Consider the following 21,314-nt stretch of genomic DNA (forward strand, 5'->3'; position numbering starts at 1 on the left):
TGTCAGAAGAGGCACGGAGCATATCACCGCGCGTCGGCGTCGCCACCGATCAACATGAATAAACGGAACAGCACCACGCTGGTAAACAACTGCAGGAAGCTGTGCGCACTGTCCATCAACAGCCCCAGCAGCGGCGCGGGCTCGGGATACGCCGCCACGCTGGCACCCTTGAGCAGCCACAACGGCGTCATCACGCACAGCAGGCACACCAGGATTCGCCAGAAATGCCCGCGGGTCAGGCGAAAGCTTTCCTTCATCGCCTCCAGGGCCGGCATGCCGCGCAGCACCAGCAGGTATTCGGCAAACGCCAACACCACCATCAGCCACAAGCCCGGCAGGAAATACAGCGACAGGCCGAGCAATATCAACAACGTGCTCATGGCCGTCAGCAAGGCGAAGCGCGGCCACAGGCTCAGCGCCATGGCCCATACATCCTTGGTGCGTGGCGACTCGCCACGGGTGCGGGCGTCGAGAAACAGGATCAAGGCGCCGGTGTACAGCGGGTACACCAATAAACCCACGACCACGCTGTAGCCGGGAAACGCATCCGGGCCCAGCGTGTGGTCCAGTATTTGTTGCAGCAGGGCTTCGAGGATCACCAACGGCAGGCACAACTGCACGATGGCGCCCAGGTTGCGCTGGGTAAAACGCAAGGAGTCGCGCAAAACGTCTAACGGATTCATCAGGGTCATCACAGGCCTGGAAGCAGAGGGCCACACTTTAACCGATCAGGGTCCAAAGGGGCGCAAACGTAAACCTTGAGTAAAGACCATTGAAACAACTCGTAACATCCCCATAACTGGAAGGCACCCGGCCTGATCACAGGCGGGACCGGAATTTTTTATCGGCAATCTAACGAGGTCGCCATGAACAGCGAAGAGCAAACCCTGATCGATGGACTGTTTTCACGGTTGCAGCAAGCCGAAACGGACTCAGCCCCCCGCGACGCCCAGGCCGAAGCGCGGATCAAGGAGCACATGACTCGCCAACCCGCCGCCGGCTACTACATGACCCAGTCATTGCTGGTGCAGGAACATGCGCTCCAGGCTCTGGATGCACAAAACAAGCAACAGGCGCAACAGATCCAGCAATTGCAGGATGAACTGCAGCGGGCCAAGTCTGCGCAAGCGGCGCCGGCCAGTGGTGGTGGGTTTCTGTCGAGCATCTTTGGCGGTAGCTCCCGCGAGCCACAGCCTGCGCCGAACAACTCCGGTGGGGGCTGGCGTGAGCCGGCACGGCCGTCTTTCAACCAGCCAGCACCGCAGCAAAACTATCAGCCGCCGCAAGCACCGGCTGGCGCACCCGTGGGCAGCGGTTTCCTCGGCGGCGCCATGAAGACCGCTGCCGGTGTGGCCGGTGGTGTGTTGCTCGCCGAAGGCATCAGCAGCCTGTTCCACCATAATCAGCAGCCACAGGTGGTGGAAGAAATCATCGAACAACCGGCACCGGCCAGTGACCAGGGTGACTGGGGCAACGATGACCAGAAGTTTGCCGGCAATGACAGTTGGGGCGGCAACAATGCCGACGGCTTCGCTGACAGCGATTATTCCGACGATTCCTCTTCCTTTGGCGACGACGATTCTTTCGTCTGACACCTCTTGGCCCGGGGCGCCACGGCGCTCCGGTCTGATTTTTTCCCGGAAACACTCCCTTGGCTGGCATACTGGCGCCCTTTCCGGGCGCTGGCGCCTGGCTGTCCATGAGGAAGTGCGGTGAAGAAAATTGCAGTGTTCGCCGATGTACAAAACCTCTACTACACCGTGCGCCAAGCCTATGGCTGCCACTTCAACTACGCCGCCCTGTGGGCTGACATCAGCGCTCGCGGGCAGATTGTCGAGGCGTACGCGTATGCCATCGACCGTGGCGACAGCAAGCAGCAGCAATTTCAGCAGATCCTGCGCAACCTGGGCTTTACGGTAAAACTCAAGCCGTATATCCAGCGCAGCGATGGCTCGGCCAAGGGCGACTGGGACGTGGGTATCACCCTCGACATCATGGACGCCGCCGACCATGTCGACGAAATCGTACTGGCCTCCGGTGACGGCGATTTCGACATGCTGCTCGAACGCATCATCCAAAAGCATGGCGTGCGGGCCGTGGCCTACGGCGTGCCGGGGCTGACGGCCAACTCATTGATACGCGCCGCCAGCCACTACGTGCCGATCGAAGGCGCGTTGTTGCTCAAATAGACTGTTGAACGGAGTTGGAACAGGTTTGGAACGTATAGCGGTCATCGACTTTGAAACCACCGGCATCACCCCCAGCAGCCACTGCCGGGCTACGGAGATTGGCGTGGTCATCCTCGAGCGCGGGCAAATCGTGGACCGCTACCAGAGCCTGATGAACGCCGGTGTGCGCGTGCCAGCCTTTATCGAACAGCTCACCGGCATCAGCAACGCCATGCTGCGCAGTGCGCCACCGGCTGAACGGGTGATGAACGAAGTCAATGAGTTCGTCGGCACCACGCCCTTGGTGGCGCACAACGCCGCCTTCGACCAGAAGTTCTGGGACTATGAGCTCGGCCTGATCCGCCGCACCCGCCTGCAGAAATTCGCCTGCTCCCTGCTGCTGGCCCGCCGCCTCATGCCGGCTGCGCCCAACCACAAGCTCGGCACCCTCAACGCCTACGCCAAACTGCCCCACACCGGCCAGGCTCACCGGGCGCTGGCGGATGCGGAAATGGCCGCCAACCTCACGGCGCACCTGGCCCAGCAACTGCGCCAGACCCACGGCCTGCGCGAACTGTCCCATGACCTGTTATGCACCTTGCAGAAAGTGCCTGCCGCCAAAATCAATGAGCACCTGAAAAAGCATCGCGGGTTCTGATCCGGCCACCCCCTCCAGAACACTGGAGTTCCAATGTGGGAGCTGGCTTGCCTGCGATAGCGGTGTATCAGCCAGCCATTTATTGCCTGACCCTCCGCTATCGCGGCATGGGTATCTACACAACTCTGACGTAGCAACCATCAGTAACCACGATGCGAAGCGAGCCGCTCTTGATCTTGATCTGCTCTTGATCTGCTTTTGATCTTAGGCGCCCCGTTAAACCACGCTGGCCGGAATTCGACAGGGATTTGGGGGGTAAACCGGCAGGGATGCCGGTTTAGCCGCCCCGCGCCATGGATGGCGCGTGGCGGCGGCCCCCTAAATCCATGGCGGATTACGGGCACACCGAGCCTAAGCGAGGTGCCGAGTGGTGGGGCAAGAGCCTTTTGGTTACTTTTGGCTGGGCCGGCATTCCGGCTCTTTTCAAAAGTGACCCGCTGTAAAAGCGGAACCAACAGTGGCCGTTACCCAAAAAACGGATATGTACTCAGTCTGATCCAGCGTCCTGGTCGGCCCTGAGGCCGCCATCGGGAGCAAGCCCCCTCCCACATTTGGATCGCGGTGCGTCAGTTAGAAGCTATAAGCTGACAGGCAGCAAGCTCCCTTGCAGAGGAGCAGCAGCGTACCAAAGTTGTGTAGATACCCATGGCTATCGCGGGCAAGCCCGCTCCCACAGGGGTTATGCGTCGTTTATCGAGACTGTGCGCACACCAACGCCTGGTCCACCACTCCCTTCGCCATCTCCACCAAATGCATCACCGCCCGCTGCGGCGCCGTCATTACCTCACCCGACCCATGGGCCGTCTCCACCGCGCAATGCAACAAATCCGCCGCATGGGCCAGGGCGTCTTCGAAGCTCAGGTTGTCATTCAGGATAAAGATCGGCGCATCCGGGGCGGATGCCTTGAGGTAGTAGTCGATGGCGCGACGGTGGAGCAGGGCGTCTTCGCTGAGGAAGTCGGTTTTGGATTTGGGTGGATCGGGGGTGACTTTTTTGGCCATGGTGAAACTCCTTGCTGGAAGAAGTCGACACCGTTCGCTTGCACGCGAATTAGGGTGGCAACTGTGCGTAGGTGTGCAAGACCGGGGCAAGGATCCAAACCCAGCAGGCCCGAAGGCCTCCCACGCACAGCCGCCATAACAGGCATATCGGCTGAAGGTTTATTTATGATCTTGCTTGCCATCGGACTTGCACGTCCGGTCACCGAACATTCGATGACAGGGCGAGACTAGCTACCGAATCCGACGGAAACAAGGCCGTGGGATTCTCTCGGAAACGTCCCGCAAATGAAAGGGATCGATCTTGCTGGCCACTGAAACACCGCGCGGTTGATGGCGTTTTTATGTGTCGTCGGAACAGTCAGTAGGTTAAGTCCTGCGTTGCTGTCGGAGCGTTCCGGTTTTCCTTTTGCTCAAGAGGATTTCTCAACAGACCTTTAATCTCCGGCTCTCGTGACCATAAGGAAAATGAGTTTGATGCGAGTCGAAATCAGCGAAAAAGTCATCCAGCTATTCGTCGATATCATCGGTTTTATCGACCGAAGCGAAGTGACGGAGCAAACCGATTTCATCCATGACTACGACATCATTGATGACGACCTGACCTGCTTTGTCATGCAGATCAAGTGGCAGTTCAAGCTGCAAGCGACTCAGGAGGATTGGAATCACATCACGACCATAAAGCAGATCGTTGATTTGATCGTCCAGCGCAGATCAAGCCCACTGTATTTTCCCATTGCTTTTCGGTGAGGCCTCTGACGCCATCGCAGGCAAGCCAGCTCCCACAGTTGACCGCGTCGCTCGGGCAGTACGCGATCCCTGTGGAAGCCGGGCTTGCCCGCGATGGCGATCGCTCAGCCACCATTTTTCCCATTGGCTTCCAACTGCCCCAACGGCACCCGTCGCTCTATGGCGCTGGACAAAATAATCGAGGTCTTGCTGAACCCGAACTTCGCCACCCGATTAATCAGGTCTTCCAGCTGCGGCATGGTGCCTACCGCCGCTTGCATGATCACGCACGGGTCGCCCGTGACCCGGTGGCATTCGGTCAGTTCGGGAATTTGCGCCAGGGCGTCGTATACCTTCTGGCTGCCGTGATTGGTCAGCCGCAGTTCGATCACGCATTGAATCGGCAAACCCACTTTGGATAAGTCGACTTTGGCCTGGTACCCGGTGATCACTCCGCTGGCCTCAAGCTTGGCCACGCGTTCGGCCACGGCGGGGGCGGAGAGGTTTACGGTGCGCGCCAGTTGCGCGTAGGAAGCACGGCCATCTTCAAGCAGGGCGCTGAGGAGCATGCGGTCGTATTTGTCCATGGTAAGGCTCCGGTTGCGCGTGGCTTTCGAAAGCACGGGTTATAGACCTCATAACCGTGGTTTGAAAAGTGTATGGGCAGTTTAAACAGGTTTTGTAACTTAAGTTTATCCACCTTCGTTTCTAGAATAAGTCTCCCTTTTCCTGCCATTAGAGCCGCCCAATGCCTGGCCCACGTCGCTTTCCCTTACCGTTGATCGCCGCCTTTTTCGCGTTGTATGTGATCTGGGGTTCCACTTACCTGGTGATCCGCATCGGTGTGGAGTACTGGCCGCCGCTGTTGCTGGCGGGGATTCGGTTTTGCACGGCGGGTGTGTTGATGTATGGCTTCCTCAGGTGGCGCGGGGTGCCGGCGCCAACCTGGCCGCAGTGGAAGGCCGCCGGGATGATCGGCATTTTGTTGCTCACCGTGGGCAATGGTGGTGTCAGCGTGGCCGAACACATGGGTGTGTCGTCCGGTGTGGCGGCATTGGCCGTGGCGACCGTGCCGTTGTTTACCCTGCTGTGTGGGTTTTTCTGGGGCGCGCGTAATACGCGGCTGGAATGGGCCGGGGTGATTCTGGGGATCATTGGCATCGCCATGCTCAATATGGGCAGTACCTTGCAATCAAGCCCATCGGGTGCAGTTTTGCTGTTGGTTGCGGCGGCCTCCTGGGCTTTCGGCTCGGTGTGGAGCCGCCACCTGCCACTGCCCCAGGGCGCCATGGCCAGTGCCGCAGAAATGCTCGTGGCCGGCGTGGCGCTGCTGATTGTCAGCGCGCTGTCGGGCGAGCACCTGCAGGCCATGCCGCCACTGGAAGGCTGGCTGGCTCTGGCCTACCTGACGGTATTCGGCTCGATCATCGCCTTCAACGCCTATATGTACCTGCTCAAGCATGTGCGTCCGGCAGCGGCGACCAGCTATGCCTACGTGAACCCGGCTGTGGCGGTGTTGCTGGGGATTGTATTCGTCGGTGAGACCATCGGCCTGGAAGAAGCCTTGGCGATGTTGGTGATCATCAGCGCCGTGTTGCTGATCAGCCTGCCCCAGTGGCGCAAGCCCAAGCCGGAAATAAGGTAAACTGCCGCGCATTACGCCCTTGCGCTGAATTTTTCCTACGGTAACTACATGACTTTCGCCACCCTTGGCCTGATCGAACCCTTGCTGCGCGCCCTTGAGACGCTTGGCTACCAGACCCCGACGCCGGTGCAGGCGCAAGCCATTCCGGCGGTGCTGGCCGGTCGCGACCTGATGGCCGCGGCCCAGACCGGCACTGGCAAGACCGCAGGTTTCGCCTTGCCGCTGCTGCAACTGCTGACCATGGAAGGGCCGAAAGTCGCCGCCAACTCGGCGCGTGCGCTGATCCTGTGCCCGACTCGCGAACTGGCCGAGCAGGTTCACGCCAGCGTCGCTGAATATGCCCAGCACCTGCCGCTGACCACCTACGCGGTGTACGGCGGGGTAAGCATCAACCCGCAGATGATGAAGCTGCGCAAAGGCGTCGACATTCTGGTCGCCACCCCTGGCCGGCTGATCGACCTGTTCCGCCAGAACGCGCTGAAGCTCAACCAGCTGCAAACCCTGGTGCTGGATGAAGCCGACCGTATGCTCGACCTGGGCTTCTCCGAAGAGCTTGCCAACATTTATCGCATGTTGCCGAAAAAGCGCCAGACCCTGTTGTTCTCTGCGACCTTCTCCGATGACATCCGCCTGTTGGCTGGGCAGATGCTCAACGACCCGCTGAGCATCGAAGTCAGCCCGCGCAACGTCGCTGCCAACACCGTCAAGCAGTGGGTGGTGCCGGTGGACAAGAAGCGCAAGCCGGAACTGTTTGTGCACCTGATGCGCAAGGGCCGTTGGAAGCAGGTATTGGTATTCGCCAAGACCCGCAACGGCGTGGACGCCCTGGTGGACAAGTTGCAGGGCCTGGGCATCAACGCCGACGGCATCCATGGCGACAAGCCCCAGGCTACCCGCCAACGCGCACTGGACCGCTTCAAGACCAGCGAGGTGCAAATCCTGGTGGCCACTGATGTGGCGGCCCGTGGCCTGGATATCGAAGACCTGCCGCTGGTGGTCAACTTTGACCTGCCGATCGTGGCCGAGGACTACATCCACCGTATCGGCCGTACCGGGCGTGCGGGCAACACTGGGGAGGCGATTTCCCTGGTGTGCGCTGATGAGGTGAACATGCTCTCGGCGATCGAGATGCTGACCCGCCAGACCCTTACCCGCAAAATGGAAGCGGATTTCGAGCCGGAGCATCGTGTACCGGATACCGATGCCAGCGGGCAGGTGGTGAAGAAGCCGAAAAAACCGAAGAAACCTAAAACGTCCGGTGGTGGCGGTAAGCGCAACCTGGGCAAGTGGGTGGACAGTGGTGACGTGGCGCCGGCTGAGCCGTCGATCAAGCCGGTGCGCAAGGTGCCGGTGTTTAATACCGGGCCGCGTAAGAAGAAGTGATTTTGCGCTGTGGCTGATGGCCTCATCGCACGCAAGCCAGCTCCCACCTTTAAATTGTGAATACAGTCAAAGGTGGGAGCTGGCTTGCCTGCGATGGCGGCCTTGAATCCAGCGCGGCTCTCAGCGTTTAAGCCACTCCAACATCCCCAGCCCAGCCGCTCTGCCACTGGCAAAACACCCCGTCAGCAAATACCCACCAGTGGGCGCCTCCCAGTCCAGCATTTCCCCCGCACAAAATACCCCAGGCAATGGCTTGAGCATCAACCGCTCATCCAGCGCTTCAAACGGTACACCCCCCGCCGTGCTGATCGCCTCATCCATCGGCCGCGTTTTCACCAATGTCAGCGGCAACGCCTTGATATCCACTGCCAACTGCGCCGGATCAGTGAAGTGTTCAGCGGGCGTCAGCTCGCGCAGCAGGGCCGCTTTCACGCCATCCAACCCCAACTGGCTGTGCAAATGCTTGCTCATCGACCGCGAACCCCGGGGCTTGGCCAATGCGGCCTGCACCTTGTCCAACGGCTTGCTCGGCAGCAAATCGATATGCACCGTGGCCGCACCGCTGCGGTTGATCGCTTCGCGAATCGGCGCCGACAAGGCGTAAATCAAACTGCCTTCAATGCCGGTGGCGGTGATCACGCATTCGCCCAGCCGAGGTTTGTCGTCTCCCAAGCCAATGGCGACGTTTTTCAACGGTGCGCCAGCGAATTTGCTGACCATCAACTCGCTCCACGCCGACACTTCAAACCCGCAGTTGCTCGGTTGCAAGCGCGCATAGGGCAGGCCTTTGCCTTCAAACAGGTTCAGCCACGCACCGTCAGAGCCCAGGCGCGACCAACTGCCGCCGCCCAGGGCCAGCAACACCGCGTCGCTGTGGACAACTTTGTCGCCGTCCGGGCTGTGGATAAGTAAATCGCCCTCGGCATTCCAACCGGTCCAACGATGTCGGGTGTGGATAACCACACCTTGATCCCGCAGGCGCTTGAGCCAGGCGCGTAACAGCGGCGCGGCTTTCATGTCGGTAGGAAATACGCGGCCGGAGGTGCCGACAAAGGTCTGGATACCCAGGCCATGGATCCATTCGCACAACGCCTCGGCGCCAAAGCTGCGCAGCAGCGGCGCCATGTGCGGGGCGCGTTCGGCGTAGCGCGACAGAAACGCGGGGTAGGCTTCGGAGTGGGTGATGTTCATGCCGCCCACACCGGCCAGCAGGAACTTGCGCCCCACTGAAGGCATGCCGTCGTACAGGTCCACCTGCACGCCCGCTTGGCTCAAGACTTCGGCAGCCATCAGCCCGGCAGGGCCACCGCCGATAATGGAGACGTGGTGGGCAGAAGTCTGAGGCATGGGCAGGGCTACGGTGATGTGAATAGGCCGAGCATTCTACCCGACCACGACGCCGCTGCCTGATCAAAAAACGTACACTTTCCTACAGGCCATGCGGCCACTCGCTTGCAGCCGCTTACGCTCAAGTTATCCACAGGCCGTTCCACAGGCATTGTGAGTAACACCCAGAATTCAATGACAGCCTGATGACGTCCACACCCGCTGCGCGCTGTGATGCAGGATGCCGTGACGACGGGCGAGGGCGGGGCGGTCTTTGCTGTAACCGCCGCCGATCACGCCCATCACCGGTATGTCGCGGCCCAGGCAGTGGCGCATCACGCTTTCATCGCGGGCGGCGACGCCTGCGTCTGTCAGCTTGAGGTAACCGAGGGCGTCGTCCTTGTGTACATCCACGCCAGCGTCGTACAACACCAGGTCGGGCTGGTAGAGCGGCAGCAAGTAGTTGAGCGCGTCATCCACTACCTTGAGGTAGTCGGCATCGCCCATGCCCATGGGCAGCGGGATGTCCCAGTCGCTTTGGGCCTTGCGTGCCGGGAAGTTCTTTTCGCAGTGCAGCGACACGGTGATGGCGTCCGGTGTGTCGCGGAGGATGCGGGCAGTGCCATCGCCCTGGTGTACGTCGCAATCGAAGATCAACACGCGATTGACCCGGCCGCTGGCCAGCAGGTAGCGGCTGATCACTGCCAGGTCGTTGAAAATGCAGAAGCCCGCCGGATAATCGTAATGGGCATGGTGGGTACCACCGGCCAAATGGCAGGCAAGGCCATGTTCGAGGGCCTGTTCAGCCGCCAGTATCGAGCCACCCACCGCGCGCACGGTACGTCGAGCCAGGGCTTCGCTCCAGGGCAGGCCGAGACGGCGCTGGTCTTCGCGGGACAGTTCACCGCCCATGTAGCGTTCGATATACCCAGGTTCATGGGCCAGGGCCAGGATGTCTGCCGGGCACAGTTGCGGGCGCAGCAATTGGCTGTCCTGGGTCAAGCCACTGTCCACCAGGTGGTCACGCAACAGGCGAAACTTGTCCATGGGGAAGCGGTGGTCCGCCGGGAACTCAGGGCTGTAGTCTTCGTGGTAGATCAATGGCAAGGGCATGGGATTTTCTGACGGGAACCTGCGAAGGATCTTAACAGCGCTGTACACTCACGCACATGGCAAGGCAGGGGGACCCATGGAGCCGATACTGGAATTGGAAAGTGCACGCTTGGTGCTGCGCCAATGGCGCGACAGCGACCTGCCGGAATTTGCGCGCATGTGCGCTGACCCGCAGGTGATGCGCTACTTTCCGGCTAAATTGAGCCACTTGGAAAGCGCCGCGCTGATCGGTCGGATTCGCGGGCATTTTGCTGAATATGGCTTTGGTTTCTGGGCGCTGCAGCGCAAGGACACCGGCGAATTTATCGGCGTGACGGGGCTTGCGAATGTCAGCTTCGAAGCGGGCTTCACCCCGGCGGTGGAGATTGGTTGGCGCCTGGCCCGTGAGCATTGGGGCCTGGGCTATGCCAGTGAGGCGGCCTGGACCGCACTGCGCTGCGGCTTTGATCGCTTGCAGCTGGACGAAGTCGTCGCCTTTACCACCGAAGCCAATCTGCCGTCACAAAAAGTCATGCAGGCCATCGGTATGCATTACGATCCGCAGGCAGATTTCGAACACCCCAAAGTCGCAGCCGGTGACCCGCTGCGCCCGCATGTTTTGTACCGCATCACCCGCGCCCAATGGTTGGACACGCTGCACGGATAAGCAGCCCGGAATGCCCTATTGATTGTAGGAGTTGCTCTATGAGCCAAGTATTGGAAGATCTGGTGGACTTGCTGACCCTGGAGCCGATCGAGGAGAACCTCTTTCGCGGCCGTAGCCAGGACCTGGGCTTTCGCCAGTTGTTCGGCGGCCAGGTGCTGGGGCAGTCGTTGTCGGCGGCCAGCCAGACCGTAGAAGAAGCGCGGCATGTGCATTCCCTGCACGGTTATTTCCTGCGCCCTGGCGATGCCGCGTTGCCGGTGGTGTATTCGGTGGACCGCGTGCGCGATGGCGGCAGCTTCAGCACGCGCCGTGTCACCGCGATTCAAAAGGGCCATCCGATCTTTACCTGTACCACCTCGTTCCAGTACGACGAAGCTGGCTTCGAGCACCAGACCACCATGCCGGTGGTGGTGGGCCCGGAGAATCTGCCGTCGGAGCTGGAGCTGACCCAACAGCGTGCGCACCTGATCCCCGAGCATATGCGCGACAAGCTGCTGTGCCCCAAGCCCATCGAAGTGCGCCCGGTCACCGAAAAAGACCCGTTCAACCCGCAGCCGTCCGACCCGGTCAAGTACGTGTGGTTTCGTGCCGACGGCGCCTTGGCGGATTCGCCGGCGCTGCATAAGTACTTGCTGGCCTACGCCTCGGACTTCGGCCTGTTGACCACCTCGTTGCTGCCCCACGGCAAGACCGTGTGGCAGAAAGACATGCAGGTGGCCAGCCTCGACCACGCGCTGTGGTTCCACGCCGACCTGCGTGCCGATGACTGGTTGCTGTACGCCATGGACAGCCCATGGGCCGGTAACTCCCGGGGTTTCTCCCGCGGCAGCGTGTACAACCGCGCCGGGCAACTGGTGGCATCGGTGACCCAGGAAGGCTTGATCCGCCATCGCAAGGACTGGGCATGAGCCTGTCAGACGTTAAACATTGGGTGTTCGACATGGACGGCACGCTGACGGTGGCGGTGCATGACTTTGCCGCCATTCGCGTGGCGTTGGAGATTGCGCCTGAGGACGACATCCTCACGCACCTTGCCGCATTGCCGGCGGATGTTGCGGCAGCCAAACATGCCTGGCTGCTGGAGCATGAGCGCGAGCTGGCGCTGGGTTCGGTCGCGGCCGAAGGTGCCGTTGAGCTGGTAAGGGAATTGGCCGGGCGTGGTTATCGCCTGGGGATCCTGACCCGCAATGCGCGGGAGCTGGCCCATATCACCCTGCAAGCGATTGGCCTGGCGGACTGCTTTGCCATTGAGGATGTGCTGGGGCGTGATGACGCGCCGCACAAGCCTGATCCGGGTGGCCTGTTGAAACTGGCGGCGGCCTGGGGGGTAGCGCCGAGCGAGATGGTGATGGTCGGGGATTATCGCTTTGACCTGGATTGTGGCCGGGCGGCGGGGGCCAGGACGGTGTTGGTGAACTTGCCGGATAACCCGTGGCCGGAGTTGGCGGATTGGCATGCCGAGGATTGTGCGGCGCTGCGCCGAATGATCTAACCCAGGCAAGCCAGCTCCCACATTTTCATTGGGTTTCGTCAGTGACTACTGCGTGAACAGCACCTTTTCTCCCTCTGGCGAGGTAAACATCTTATCCCCGTCATGCCCCACCCCCGGCACTTCCACCAGCTTGTGACTCAACTGCGGATGGCGCAGCTTGAGGTAATCAAAGTAGTTGTGCCCACGAATCAGCCTATACGCACCCTGGGCTTCGGCTTCGCAGCCTTTATCCAATGCCGGGTGGTTGGGGTCGGTGTCCTGCTGGCCCAACAGGTAGGTGATGTCGCGTGAGACGTAGGCTTTTTCCAGTTGCTGGGCGCCTCGGTCACCCACGTAATCGGGCAGCTTTTGCATGCCGTATTTCCAGTCGTTGAAGCTTGGGCAACTGGTCGTATCGAACGGCACCGGCCGCTGCGGGCTGAAGTAGGCGTAGGACGATGGGTTGGCAACCACGTACCGCAGGCTGATGCCTTCTGTTTGCAGCAACGGGTGGTCATGGCCGGTGAGGGCGAAGCGTTGGACGACCTGGCCGCCACCGGAATGCCCGGCGATCACGATTTCCTTTAGTGCCGGGAACAGCTTGCGGTTGCCCAGGTGCTTGATGATCTGGTCCAGAGCGCCATAAGAACTGACCTGCTCAGGCGCGGTGGAAGCTTCGCCAGCCATCCAGTCGTTGCCCTTCCAACGCAATACCTGATTGCCCAGATGGTTACGCTTCACGTCCGATTGATTCAGAAACTGCGGCGCGATCACCAGCGTAGTGCCGCCAACCCCGGCATGGGTGGCGGCGTCTATACCGCTTTGCAAGTAGGTCTGCGCATTGCGCAAGCGGCCGTGCACGATGATCAGCGCGCGTGTGACTTTGGGCAGCGGCTGGCGCCAGTCCTGGCTCACGCCGAGGCTGAGGTCGCCGGCCTCCAGATGAAAGCGATCGGGGCTGACCACCTTGACGCCGTGTTCGGCCGCCAGGGTGCAGCAGGACACGAACATACCCAGCAGAAACCCCAATCGTTTGATCATTTAGAGACTCTTGGCCGCGAAGGTATCGCATTGAGTGATCTGGCCCTGGGCGAAGCCGGTCTTGAACCAGCGTACCCGTTGCGCCGAGGTACCGTGGGTAAACGAGTCCGGCACCACGCGTCCTTGCCCCTGTTGCTGCAAGCGGTCATCGCCAATGGCGTTGGCTGCATTCAGGGCTTCTTCGATATCGCCGGGCTCCAGCCAGTTCAGGCGTTTTTGCGCCCGGTTGGCCCACACCCCGGCAAAGCAGTCGGCTTGCAGTTCCTGGCGTACGAGCAGGCCGCCATCCCCTTCCATCTGCCGACCCTGTTGGCGCGCCGCCTGGATCTTGGACGAGATGCCGAGCAGGGTTTGCACGTGGTGCCCGACTTCGTGGGCAATCACGTAGGCCTGGGCGAAATCGCCGGCGGCCTGGAAGCGTTGCGACATTTCGCGGAAGAAATCCAGGTCCAGGTAGACCTGCTGGTCAGCCGGGCAATAGAACGGGCCGCTGGCCGAGGTGGCGCCACCGCAGGCGGAGTTCACCCGGCCACGGAACAGCACCAGTTTGGGGTTCTTGTAGGCCAGGCCGTTTTCCTGGAACACCTGGCCCCAGGTGTCTTCGGTATCACCCAACACCGCGCGCACAAAATCGGCGTGCTCATCATTGGCCGGTGGCGCCTGGCGCGATTGCGAACTCACCGACGGCGCCTGCTCCACCTGCCCCGTCAACTGGCCGAGGATCTGCATCGGGTCCTGGCCGGTCAGCCAGCCAATGCCGACGATCAGCACAATGGCCGTCAGGCTCAGGCCCTTGCCGCCGCCAAAGCGCATACCACCACCGCCGCCGCCACTGTCATCGCGGGCATCCACCACGTTGTCGCTGCGTCGGCCTTTTTTCCATAGCATGGGAGCATTCCTCTGTGTGCTAACCGTGATTGATTATGGTCGGTATTAACGGCAATAGCCTTCGCCGGTGGTCACGATCAGGCAGTCTTTTTTATCCGCCAGCCATTTCAGGCCGGTGGCGGCACCGTCTCCGGCGCGCAACAGCTGCGGGCCGTCGGGGCGGGTGAAGGCGATGCCATCTTCGTTCGCTTCACCTTTGAAGGTGCCGGCATCGTCGGCGTCGAGGCCGTATTGCATGGTCAGAAGGTAGTGGCCGCGGCCGATGCTGTCGTCCTTGGCGATGGTCAGGTGCAAGCCTTCGACGCCGATCCATTTGCCGACCCATTGATCGGTGGGGGGCGTCTGCGGCACCAGGGTCGCCTGTACAGACGGCGGCGCGGGCTTGGGGGCTTCCTTGGCTTTATCGCAGGCGGTAAGCAGGGCGAGGGCAGACAGAACAAACAGGATTTTTTTCATAGCGGCAAGGCCTTGATTAAAAAGTGTGCAACGCCTGGGCGAGCGTGCAGGGTTGGACTCGATTCCAGTGATTTAGTGCGCTGTTCGCCCGCTGTTTGGTTATGCTCTTGGAGCAGGCGCTGGCCCGGCTGCTAGATTACCGGGTTGAGTACCATCGCGTTCAGCCCGCCAGCAAGAGAATTCCATGACTGTCAGTACCCCCCTCTCAGGCGTCAACCATCCTTTCAAAGGCATCCTGCTGATTGTGGTGGCGACGTTCCTGTTCTCCAGCCACGACGCCTTGTCCAAATACCTGGCCGGGTTCTACCCCATTGTGATGGTGGTATGGGCGCGCTACCTGGTGCACACCCTGCTGATGGCCGGGATCTTCCTGCCGCAATCAGGCTTGCGCGTGCTGCGCAGCAAGCGCCCGGGTATGCAGGTGGTACGTGCCTTGTGCCTGTTGGGCACCAGCCTGTTTTTCACTGCGGCATTGCACTACATCCCATTGGCCGAAGCCACGGCGGTGAACTTCCTCGCGCCGATCCTGGTGACGGCGCTGTCGGTGCCGCTGTTGGGCGAACATGTGACACGCGGCCAGTGGCTGGCGGTGATCTGCGGCTTTATCGGGGTGTTGGTAATCATCCATCCCGGCGGCGAACTGTTCACGCCGGCGGTGCTGTTGCCGTTGTGTTCGGCGACGTTCTTCTGCTTTTACCAACTGTTGACGCGCATCCTCAGTAAGTTCGATACGCCGACCACCAGCAACTTCTTCGCCGGGCTGTGCAATACCCTGGTCATGAGCGCCATGGTGCCGTTCTTCTGGCAGGTGCCGAGCCTGTGGCATGGCGTGCTGATGCTGGCACTGGGCACCTGCGGGATGACCGCGCACCTGATGCTCACCCAGGCGTTCCGCTTTGCGGCGCCGGCCTTGCTGGCGCCGTTTGGCTATTGCCAGATTGTGTTTGCAGGGTTGTTGGGCTGGCTGGTGTTCAGCCATACCCCCGATACAACCACGGTGGTCGGTATCGGGGTGATCTGCATGAGCGGGTTGGCCGCTGCCTGGCAGCAGCGGCGCAGGTAGGTCAAAGGTCGACGGTAGGAATCTTGCGCGGTGCCATGAAGTACATCCAGGTCAGCGCAATGAAGTACATCGCCGGGATCAGGGTGAATAACACTGTGTAGTTGTTGTTGGTCACCGTGAGGATATGGCCGACGATCTGGGTCATGAACATGCCGCCGATGGCCGCGCACATGCCGCCGAAGCCGAACACCGTGCTCATCATGTGCTTGGGCGTGTAGTCCATCACCAGGCTCCAGATGTTGGCGGTCCAGGCCTGGTGGGCGCCGATGGCCAGGGAGATGGCGAACACCGCGACCCACAGCTGGCTGGAGCCGGCCGCCATGATCACACCGACGATGCAGCAGGCGAACAGCAGCATCGACAAGAGCCGCGCCTTGATCGAGTTCATCCCGCGGCCGATCAGGAATGACGACAGAATCCCGCCCCCCACGCTGCCGAAGTCGGCGGTCAGGTAAATGATGATCAGCGGAATGCCCATCTGCGTCACGTTGATGCCCAGGTTGTATTGCTGGTTCAAGAACGGCGGCAGCCAGTACAGGTAGAACCAGAACACCGGCGCAGTCAGCGCGTAGGCGATGGCGAAGGCCCAGGTGCCACGCATACGCAGGATGCGGCTGAACGGCACGCGGGGCTGTTCGGGCTCGACTTCCTGTTGCACGTAGTCCAGCTCCGATTGTTTAACGCTTGGGTGGTCTTCCGGGTTGTAGTACTTCAGCCCCCAGAACAGCAGCCAGATACCGCCCAGCGATGCCATGCACAGGAACGCCGCCTGCCAGCCCCACACGTGCAGGATCAAGGGCAGCAGCATCGGCGTCATCATCGCGCCGACGTTGGTGCCGGCGTTGAAGATGCCGGTGGCCACCGCACGTTCACCCGCCGGGAACCACAAACGTGTGGTCTTGACGCAGGCGGGGTAGTTGGCGGCTTCGGTCAGGCCGAGGATAAATCGGCAAACCATAAAGCCCACCGCCGAAGTGGCCAGACCGTGGGCGCCGGTGGCCAGGCTCCACAGCAGCACGGCGCAAAAGAACACGCGCTTGACGCCTACGCGGTCGATCAGGCGGCCTTGCAGCACAAAGCCGATGGCGTAGCCGACCTGGAACCAGAAGTTGATGTTGGCGTAGTCCATCGCCGTCCAGCTCATTTCTTTGGCCAGGATCGGTTGCATCACGCCCAGGGCGGCGCGGTCGATGTAGTTCAGGGTGGTGGCAAAAAACACCAGGGCCAGCATGCCCCAGCGCGTTTTACCCACGGCCAGGGCGCCGCGGATCTTGTCGCCGATGCCGGCGTGCGGGTTGCCCGGGCGCGTGGCCAGGGCTGGATTTTGCAGAGGCATGAGGTCGTACCCGTTTTTTTGAAATTCTTATGGTGTGTTCTGGGTCTTTGTTACGTGAACGAATTGCCAGGTCGATGGTGCGCAGTGGTTAAAAAGTCGTCAATTCGCTAAACGGGCATAGTGTTCGATAATCGCACCAAAAACTAACCGGTTCGTACATTTTAATTGCTGCCTGTAGGCTGGGGGCGAATAATTTGCCACAAACAACAATTGCCGGGAGTCTTCCATGCAACGTTCTATTGCCACTGTGTCCTTGAGCGGCACCCTGCCGGAAAAGCTTGAGGCTATTGCCGCCGCCGGGTTTGATGGGGTGGAAATCTTCGAGAACGATTTGTTGTATTACGACGGCAGCCCCCGGGAAGTCAGGCAGATGTGCGCCGACCTGGGCATTGCCATTACCTTGTTCCAACCGTTTCGCGATTTCGAAGGATGCCGCCGCGACCGCCTGGCGCGCAACCTGGAGCGCGCCGAGCGCAAGTTTGACTTGATGCAGGAGCTGGGCACCGACCTGGTATTGGTGTGCAGCAATGCCTCGGCCGACAGCGTGGGCGACGAACGTATTCTGCTCGATGACTTGAGCCTGCTGGCCGAACACGCGGGCAAGCGTGGCCTGCGCATCGGCTATGAAGCATTGGCCTGGGGCAAGCATGTGAACACGTGGCAGCAGGTGTGGAACCTGGTGCGCCAGGTCGATCACCCAAGCCTGGGCGTGTTGCTCGACAGCTTCCACACCTTGTCGCTCAAGGGCGACCCCAGCGCCATTGCGCAGATCCCCGGCGACAAGATCTTCTTCGTGCAAATGGCCGACGCGCCGATCCTGGCCATGGATGTGCTGGAGTGGAGCCGGCATTTCCGCTGCTTCCCGGGGCAGGGCGAGTTCGACCTGGCTGGCTTTCTCGCACCGATCATCCAGAGTGGCTACACCGGGCCGTTGTCCCTGGAAATTTTCAACGACGGTTTCCGCGCCGCGCCGACTCGGGCGAATGCGGCGGATGGCTTGCGGTCACTGTTATACCTGGAAGAAAAAACCCGCCAACGCCTGGCTGAACAAGCCCCCGCTGCGCCCGTGGACATCCTGTTTGAAACCCCGGCGGCCAGCGAATACGACGGTATCGAGTTTCTTGAATTTGCCGTGGATGAAAGCCTCGGCGCCAAACTGACCCACTGGCTGGAGCGCCTGGGTTTCGCCAAGGCCGGTCAGCATCGCTCGAAGAACGTGAGCCTGTTGCGCCAGGGTGACATCAACCTGATCCTCAACTGCGAACCCTATTCCTTCGCCCACAACTTTTTCGAGGCCCATGGCCCATCGCTGTGCGCCACCGCGATTCGGGTCAAGGACAGCGCCAAGGCCCTGGAGCGGGCGGTGGCCTACAAGGGCCAGCCTTATCGCGGCCTGGTCGGCCCCAACGAGCTGGAATTGGCCGCGGTGCGTGCGCCGGACGGCAGCCTGATCTACCTGGTGGACCCCAGCGAAGGCGGGCTGTACGACACCGATTTCAACCTGCAAGCGGCCACACCCGCCAGCGGTGGCTTGTTGCGCATCGACCATATGGCCATGGCGCTGCCGGCGGACAGCCTCGACAGTTGGGTGCTGTTCTACAAAAGCCTGCTGGATTTCGAAGCCGATGACGAGGTGGTGCTGCCCGACCCCTACGGCTTGGTGAAGAGCCGTGCGTTGCGCAGCCGTTGCAGTTCGATTCGCCTGCCGCTGAACATCTCCGAAAACCGCAATACGGCGATTTCCCACGCGCTTTCCAGCTATCGCGGTTCGGGCGTGCACCATATTGCCTTCGATTGCGCGGAAATTTTCGCCGAGGTGCGCCGGGCCAAAGAGGCCGGCGTACCGTTGTTGGATATTCCACTCAACTATTACGACGACCTGGCGGCGCGCTTCGATTTCGACGATGAGTTCCTCAGTGAGCTGGCGTATTACAACGTGCTGTACGACCGCGACGCCCAGGGCGGTGAGTTGTTTCATGTGTACACCGAGGCGTTCGAAGGGCGGTTTTTCTTCGAGATTATCCAGCGCAAGAACGGCTATGCCGGCTACGGCGCGGCCAACGTAGCGGTGCGTCTGGCGGCGATGGCCAAGTCGCGCAGTGGGGCGGTACGCCAGGCCCGGCTATAACCGCAGGCAGGTGCTTCCTTCGGGGAGCGCCGCGGCCCATAATCAGCGCCTGCAAACAATGGCCGTGAGCGCACCATGACCTCGAGTCCCGATCTCCCCGCGGTAGCCGACGCACCGCGCAAGAGTCGCAAGAACAATCCGGAAAAGACCCGCGAGAATATTCTCCAGGAAGCCATTGTCGAGTTTGTTCAACAGGGCCTGGCCGGCGCTCGCGTGGACGCCATCGCCGAGCGCATCCACACCTCCAAGCGCATGATCTATTACTACTTCGGCAGTAAGGAGCAGTTATACGTCGAGGTATTGGAGAAGCTCTACGGCGATATCCGCAACACCGAAACCCGCATGAACCTCACGGCCCTGGAGCCGCGTGAGGCGATTCGCCGGCTGGTGGAATTCACTTTCGATCACCATGACCAGAACGTGGATTTCGTGCGTATCGTCAGCATCGAAAATATCCACAACGCCGAGTACGTCAAACGCACCGAGACCATCAAGGCGATGAACAGCAAGATCCTCGAAGGGCTGGGCGAGACCTTGCGCCGTGGCGCCGAACTGGGGTTGTTTCGCGAAGGGCTGGAGCCGTTGGACGTGCACTTGTTGATCAACTCGTTCAGTTTTTACCGGGTCTCCAACCGGCATACCTTCAGCGAGATATTCCAGATCGAACTGTCGGACGAGGCGATCAAGCACCGGCACCGGGAGATGATCTGCGAGTCGGTGCTGCGCTACCTGCAAGCCTGAGAACACCCAACTCTCAAGGTAGAAATGCAGTCAAAATGTGGGAGGGGGCTTGCTCCCACATTTGAACTCTGTTTCGGCAGTCAGCCATTCATGCTCTGGAAGTGCGCCAGCATCCTGTCTGCATCCGCCACTTCACCGCTGAACAACTCAAACGCCTTCACCGCCTGAAATACCGCCATGTTGCCGCCATCCAGGGTGCGGCAACCCAATGCGCGGGCGTCGCGCAGCAGTTCGGTTTCCAGCGGGAAATACACGATTTCCGCGACCCACAACCTTGCCCGCAACAACGCAGCGGGGACCGGTGTGCCGGGCAATTTGGTCATGCCCATCGGCGTGGTATTGACTAAACCATCGGCCTCGGCCATCGCATTTTCCAGATCAGTGCCGACTTGGGCACGACCAGGGCCGAAGCGCTGCGCGAGGTTATCCACAAGGTCGCGGGCGCGGGAGGCGTCCACGTCGAAAATGCTCAAGTACTCAACCCCCTCTGCCAGCAGTGCATGGGCTACCGCTGCGCCCGCGCCACCGGCGCCCATCTGCACCACGTGTCGGCGGGCAACGTCCTGCAAGTTGCGGCGAAACCCTTCGGCGAAGCCCAGGCAATCGGTGTTGTGGCCGATCCGTTTACCGTCCTTGAACACCACGGTGTTGACTGCACCAATGCCCCGGGCCTCGTCGGACAAGTCATCAAGCAGGGGCAGGATCGCCTGCTTGCACGGGTAGGTAATGTTCAACCCGTTGAAGTGCATCAGCTCGGCGGCCCGCAGTAATTCCGGCAGGGCGGTGAGGTCCAGGTGCAGCGGCTCAAGGTCGATCAGGCGATACAGGTAGCGCAGGCCCTGGGCGTCACCCTCGTGTTCATGCAGGGCAGGGGTGCGGGAAGCCTGGATACCGGCGCCGATCAGGCCGGCGAGAATGCGCGGTTTCATCAGGCGCGTCCCTTGAGTGTCTGGCTGAAGTGCTCCAGCGCCAGGTGGTAGCCGTGGCTGCCAAACCCGGCCAGCACGGCCTTGGCGATGGGCGATACAAATGAATGCTGACGAAACGCTTCGCGCGCGTGCACGTTGGATAAATGCACTTCGATCACCGGCACTTCACTGGCCACCAGCGCATCGCGGATCGCGACCGAGGTGTGGGTCCAGGCTGCCGGGTTGATCACGATACCCGCACAACGGTTACGGGCGCCGTGGATCCAGTCGAGCAGTTCGCCTTCGTGGTTGGTCTGGCGAAACTCGATTTTCAGCCCGAGTTCAGTGGCGCTGCGACCACACAGGGCGGCGATGTCAGCCAGGGTTTCATGGCCGTAAGTGGCCGGCTCGCGGGTGCCGAGCAGGTTGAGGTTGGGGCCGTTGAGCACCAGCACGATGGGCGGCATAGCGGGATCTCCACAGTTCTTATTGGTTATGTGGGTAAAATGTACTGGTTGGTTAGTTTGGTCAATTGATCGCAGCGGATCTGTGCGGTTATCGAACTGTTATCAACAACCTCTTGCAGCCCGATCAGATTAGATATCAATTGAAAAT

General features: G+C 60.8%; 23 protein-coding genes. 12 read left to right on the plus strand and 11 right to left on the minus strand.

The genetic code is table 11. From position 1 onward, the window contains the following. Nucleotides 1-23 precede the first annotated feature (23 nt). On the minus strand, nt 24-683 hold the full coding sequence (locus QMK52_RS11065; protein WP_005791669.1) for a YciC family protein: 660 nt from the start codon (nt 681-683) through the stop codon (nt 24-26). Between the two features lie 183 nt (nt 684-866). On the opposite strand from QMK52_RS11065, the gene QMK52_RS11070 reads away from it, so the two are divergent. The 3 genes from QMK52_RS11070 (at nt 867) to QMK52_RS11080 (ending at nt 2,826) form a co-directional block, all read left to right on the plus strand. Next, entirely contained in the window at nt 867-1,592 is a 726-nt protein-coding gene (locus QMK52_RS11070) for a DUF2076 domain-containing protein (RefSeq protein WP_005791668.1), read from the plus strand. A gap of 120 nt (nt 1,593-1,712) precedes the next feature. Next, the gene (locus QMK52_RS11075) at nt 1,713-2,189 is read left to right on the plus strand and encodes an NYN domain-containing protein (protein WP_005791666.1); all 477 of its coding nucleotides are present in this window, start codon (nt 1,713-1,715) and stop codon (nt 2,187-2,189) included. A gap of 25 nt (nt 2,190-2,214) precedes the next feature. Beyond that, nucleotides 2,215-2,826 (plus strand): 3'-5' exonuclease, encoded by a 612-nt coding sequence (locus QMK52_RS11080; protein ID WP_320404085.1) that lies wholly within the window; start codon nt 2,215-2,217, stop codon nt 2,824-2,826. A gap of 690 nt (nt 2,827-3,516) precedes the next feature. Here QMK52_RS11080 and QMK52_RS11085 read toward each other — a convergent pair. Continuing rightward, nucleotides 3,517-3,828 (minus strand): DUF3077 domain-containing protein, encoded by a 312-nt coding sequence (locus QMK52_RS11085; protein WP_005791663.1) that lies wholly within the window; start codon nt 3,826-3,828, stop codon nt 3,517-3,519. Nucleotides 3,829-4,302: 474 nt separating this feature from the next. On the opposite strand from QMK52_RS11085, the gene QMK52_RS11090 reads away from it, so the two are divergent. After that, the gene (locus QMK52_RS11090) at nt 4,303-4,575 is read left to right on the plus strand and encodes a hypothetical protein (RefSeq protein WP_005791662.1); all 273 of its coding nucleotides are present in this window, start codon (nt 4,303-4,305) and stop codon (nt 4,573-4,575) included. Between the two features lie 104 nt (nt 4,576-4,679). Here the strand turns inward: QMK52_RS11090 and QMK52_RS11095 are convergent, their stop codons facing one another. Further along, nucleotides 4,680-5,141, minus strand: coding sequence for an Lrp/AsnC family transcriptional regulator (locus QMK52_RS11095; RefSeq protein ID WP_005791661.1), 462 nt, complete (start codon nt 5,139-5,141; stop codon nt 4,680-4,682). A gap of 161 nt (nt 5,142-5,302) precedes the next feature. Between QMK52_RS11095 and yedA the strand changes: the two genes are divergently transcribed. Beyond that, nucleotides 5,303-6,199, plus strand: a complete 897-nt coding sequence (yedA, locus tag QMK52_RS11100; protein WP_005791660.1) for a drug/metabolite exporter YedA — start codon at nt 5,303-5,305, stop codon at nt 6,197-6,199. Between the two features lie 48 nt (nt 6,200-6,247). Further along, nucleotides 6,248-7,582, plus strand: coding sequence for a DEAD/DEAH box helicase (locus QMK52_RS11105; protein WP_078822399.1), 1,335 nt, complete (start codon nt 6,248-6,250; stop codon nt 7,580-7,582). Nucleotides 7,583-7,702: 120 nt separating this feature from the next. Here the strand turns inward: QMK52_RS11105 and QMK52_RS11110 are convergent, their stop codons facing one another. Then, the gene (locus QMK52_RS11110; RefSeq protein ID WP_005791658.1) at nt 7,703-8,929 is read right to left on the minus strand and encodes a TIGR03862 family flavoprotein; all 1,227 of its coding nucleotides are present in this window, start codon (nt 8,927-8,929) and stop codon (nt 7,703-7,705) included. Nucleotides 8,930-9,100: 171 nt separating this feature from the next. Beyond that, nucleotides 9,101-10,021: a histone deacetylase gene (locus QMK52_RS11115; RefSeq protein WP_194439303.1), complete on the minus strand. Its 921-nt coding sequence runs from the start codon at nt 10,019-10,021 to the stop codon at nt 9,101-9,103. 76 nt (nt 10,022-10,097) lie between these two features. On the opposite strand from QMK52_RS11115, the gene QMK52_RS11120 reads away from it, so the two are divergent. Genes QMK52_RS11120 through QMK52_RS11130 form a run of 3 tightly spaced genes read left to right on the plus strand, consistent with a single transcriptional unit; the run spans nt 10,098 to nt 12,159 of the window. Then, nucleotides 10,098-10,667: a GNAT family N-acetyltransferase gene (locus QMK52_RS11120; RefSeq protein ID WP_005791656.1), complete on the plus strand. Its 570-nt coding sequence runs from the start codon at nt 10,098-10,100 to the stop codon at nt 10,665-10,667. A gap of 38 nt (nt 10,668-10,705) precedes the next feature. Continuing rightward, a complete protein-coding gene (gene tesB, locus QMK52_RS11125; protein ID WP_005791655.1) occupies nt 10,706-11,575 on the plus strand; it encodes an acyl-CoA thioesterase II in 870 nt (289 codons plus the stop codon). Beyond that, entirely contained in the window at nt 11,572-12,159 is a 588-nt protein-coding gene (locus QMK52_RS11130) for an HAD family hydrolase (protein WP_078822395.1), read from the plus strand. Before tesB ends, QMK52_RS11130 begins: the two co-directional genes overlap by 4 nt. 45 nt (nt 12,160-12,204) lie before the next feature. On the opposite strand, the gene QMK52_RS11135 is transcribed toward QMK52_RS11130, so the two are convergent. From QMK52_RS11135 to QMK52_RS11145, 3 genes are read right to left on the minus strand one after another with little or no spacing between them, the layout of a single operon-like run. Continuing rightward, nucleotides 12,205-13,179, minus strand: coding sequence for an alpha/beta hydrolase (locus tag QMK52_RS11135; RefSeq protein ID WP_194439302.1), 975 nt, complete (start codon nt 13,177-13,179; stop codon nt 12,205-12,207). Continuing rightward, nucleotides 13,180-14,067 (minus strand): neutral zinc metallopeptidase, encoded by an 888-nt coding sequence (locus tag QMK52_RS11140; protein ID WP_194439300.1) that lies wholly within the window; start codon nt 14,065-14,067, stop codon nt 13,180-13,182. 45 nt (nt 14,068-14,112) lie between these two features. Beyond that, nucleotides 14,113-14,523 carry a membrane lipoprotein lipid attachment site-containing protein gene (locus QMK52_RS11145; RefSeq protein WP_005791651.1) on the minus strand — a complete coding sequence of 137 codons (411 nt, stop codon included), beginning with the start codon at nt 14,521-14,523 and terminating at the stop codon, nt 14,113-14,115. A gap of 184 nt (nt 14,524-14,707) precedes the next feature. Between QMK52_RS11145 and QMK52_RS11150 the strand changes: the two genes are divergently transcribed. Continuing rightward, nucleotides 14,708-15,586 (plus strand): DMT family transporter, encoded by an 879-nt coding sequence (locus QMK52_RS11150; RefSeq protein WP_005791650.1) that lies wholly within the window; start codon nt 14,708-14,710, stop codon nt 15,584-15,586. A 1-nt stretch (nt 15,587) separates the two neighbouring features. Here QMK52_RS11150 and QMK52_RS11155 read toward each other — a convergent pair whose 3' ends face one another. Further along, on the minus strand, nt 15,588-16,922 hold the full coding sequence (locus QMK52_RS11155; RefSeq protein WP_005791649.1) for an MFS transporter: 1,335 nt from the start codon (nt 16,920-16,922) through the stop codon (nt 15,588-15,590). Nucleotides 16,923-17,148: 226 nt separating this feature from the next. Between QMK52_RS11155 and quiC the strand changes: the two genes are divergently transcribed. Continuing rightward, nucleotides 17,149-19,050: a 3-dehydroshikimate dehydratase QuiC gene (gene quiC / locus QMK52_RS11160; protein WP_320404086.1), complete on the plus strand. Its 1,902-nt coding sequence runs from the start codon at nt 17,149-17,151 to the stop codon at nt 19,048-19,050. Nucleotides 19,051-19,125: 75 nt separating this feature from the next. After that, nucleotides 19,126-19,791: a TetR/AcrR family transcriptional regulator gene (locus QMK52_RS11165; RefSeq protein WP_005791647.1), complete on the plus strand. Its 666-nt coding sequence runs from the start codon at nt 19,126-19,128 to the stop codon at nt 19,789-19,791. A gap of 80 nt (nt 19,792-19,871) precedes the next feature. Here QMK52_RS11165 and QMK52_RS11170 read toward each other — a convergent pair whose 3' ends face one another. Next, the gene (locus QMK52_RS11170; protein ID WP_413817836.1) at nt 19,872-20,720 is read right to left on the minus strand and encodes a shikimate dehydrogenase; all 849 of its coding nucleotides are present in this window, start codon (nt 20,718-20,720) and stop codon (nt 19,872-19,874) included. Continuing rightward, a complete protein-coding gene (aroQ, locus tag QMK52_RS11175) occupies nt 20,720-21,166 on the minus strand; it encodes a type II 3-dehydroquinate dehydratase (protein WP_005791645.1) in 447 nt (148 codons plus the stop codon). The genes QMK52_RS11170 and aroQ overlap by 1 nt, the downstream gene beginning before the upstream one ends. Between the last annotated feature and the right edge of the window lie 148 nt (nt 21,167-21,314).

Origin of the sequence: Pseudomonas sp. P9_2 (genome assembly GCF_034008255.1) — a bacterium.
Taxonomy (GTDB): Bacteria; Pseudomonadota; Gammaproteobacteria; order Pseudomonadales; family Pseudomonadaceae; genus Aquipseudomonas; species Aquipseudomonas synxantha_A.

Coding starts and splice junctions, on each gene's coding strand:
- aroQ (WP_005791645.1), bottom strand. CDS start 21,166: ATGCCGCCCATCGTGCTGGTGCTCAACGGCCCCAACCTCAACCTGCTC.
- tesB (WP_005791655.1), top strand. CDS start 10,706: ATGAGCCAAGTATTGGAAGATCTGGTGGACTTGCTGACCCTGGAGCCG.
- QMK52_RS11165 (WP_005791647.1), top strand. CDS start 19,126: ATGACCTCGAGTCCCGATCTCCCCGCGGTAGCCGACGCACCGCGCAAG.
- QMK52_RS11150 (WP_005791650.1), top strand. CDS start 14,708: ATGACTGTCAGTACCCCCCTCTCAGGCGTCAACCATCCTTTCAAAGGC.
- QMK52_RS11065 (WP_005791669.1), bottom strand. CDS start 683: ATGAATCCGTTAGACGTTTTGCGCGACTCCTTGCGTTTTACCCAGCGC.
- QMK52_RS11170 (WP_413817836.1), bottom strand. CDS start 20,720: ATGAAACCGCGCATTCTCGCCGGCCTGATCGGCGCCGGTATCCAGGCT.
- QMK52_RS11095 (WP_005791661.1), bottom strand. CDS start 5,141: ATGGACAAATACGACCGCATGCTCCTCAGCGCCCTGCTTGAAGATGGC.
- QMK52_RS11105 (WP_078822399.1), top strand. CDS start 6,248: ATGACTTTCGCCACCCTTGGCCTGATCGAACCCTTGCTGCGCGCCCTT.
- quiC (WP_320404086.1), top strand. CDS start 17,149: ATGCAACGTTCTATTGCCACTGTGTCCTTGAGCGGCACCCTGCCGGAA.
- QMK52_RS11140 (WP_194439300.1), bottom strand. CDS start 14,067: ATGCTATGGAAAAAAGGCCGACGCAGCGACAACGTGGTGGATGCCCGC.
- QMK52_RS11155 (WP_005791649.1), bottom strand. CDS start 16,922: ATGCCTCTGCAAAATCCAGCCCTGGCCACGCGCCCGGGCAACCCGCAC.
- QMK52_RS11085 (WP_005791663.1), bottom strand. CDS start 3,828: ATGGCCAAAAAAGTCACCCCCGATCCACCCAAATCCAAAACCGACTTC.
- QMK52_RS11110 (WP_005791658.1), bottom strand. CDS start 8,929: ATGCCTCAGACTTCTGCCCACCACGTCTCCATTATCGGCGGTGGCCCT.
- QMK52_RS11070 (WP_005791668.1), top strand. CDS start 867: ATGAACAGCGAAGAGCAAACCCTGATCGATGGACTGTTTTCACGGTTG.
- yedA (WP_005791660.1), top strand. CDS start 5,303: ATGCCTGGCCCACGTCGCTTTCCCTTACCGTTGATCGCCGCCTTTTTC.
- QMK52_RS11115 (WP_194439303.1), bottom strand. CDS start 10,021: ATGCCCTTGCCATTGATCTACCACGAAGACTACAGCCCTGAGTTCCCG.
- QMK52_RS11145 (WP_005791651.1), bottom strand. CDS start 14,523: ATGAAAAAAATCCTGTTTGTTCTGTCTGCCCTCGCCCTGCTTACCGCC.
- QMK52_RS11120 (WP_005791656.1), top strand. CDS start 10,098: ATGGAGCCGATACTGGAATTGGAAAGTGCACGCTTGGTGCTGCGCCAA.
- QMK52_RS11090 (WP_005791662.1), top strand. CDS start 4,303: ATGCGAGTCGAAATCAGCGAAAAAGTCATCCAGCTATTCGTCGATATC.
- QMK52_RS11130 (WP_078822395.1), top strand. CDS start 11,572: ATGAGCCTGTCAGACGTTAAACATTGGGTGTTCGACATGGACGGCACG.
- QMK52_RS11135 (WP_194439302.1), bottom strand. CDS start 13,179: ATGATCAAACGATTGGGGTTTCTGCTGGGTATGTTCGTGTCCTGCTGC.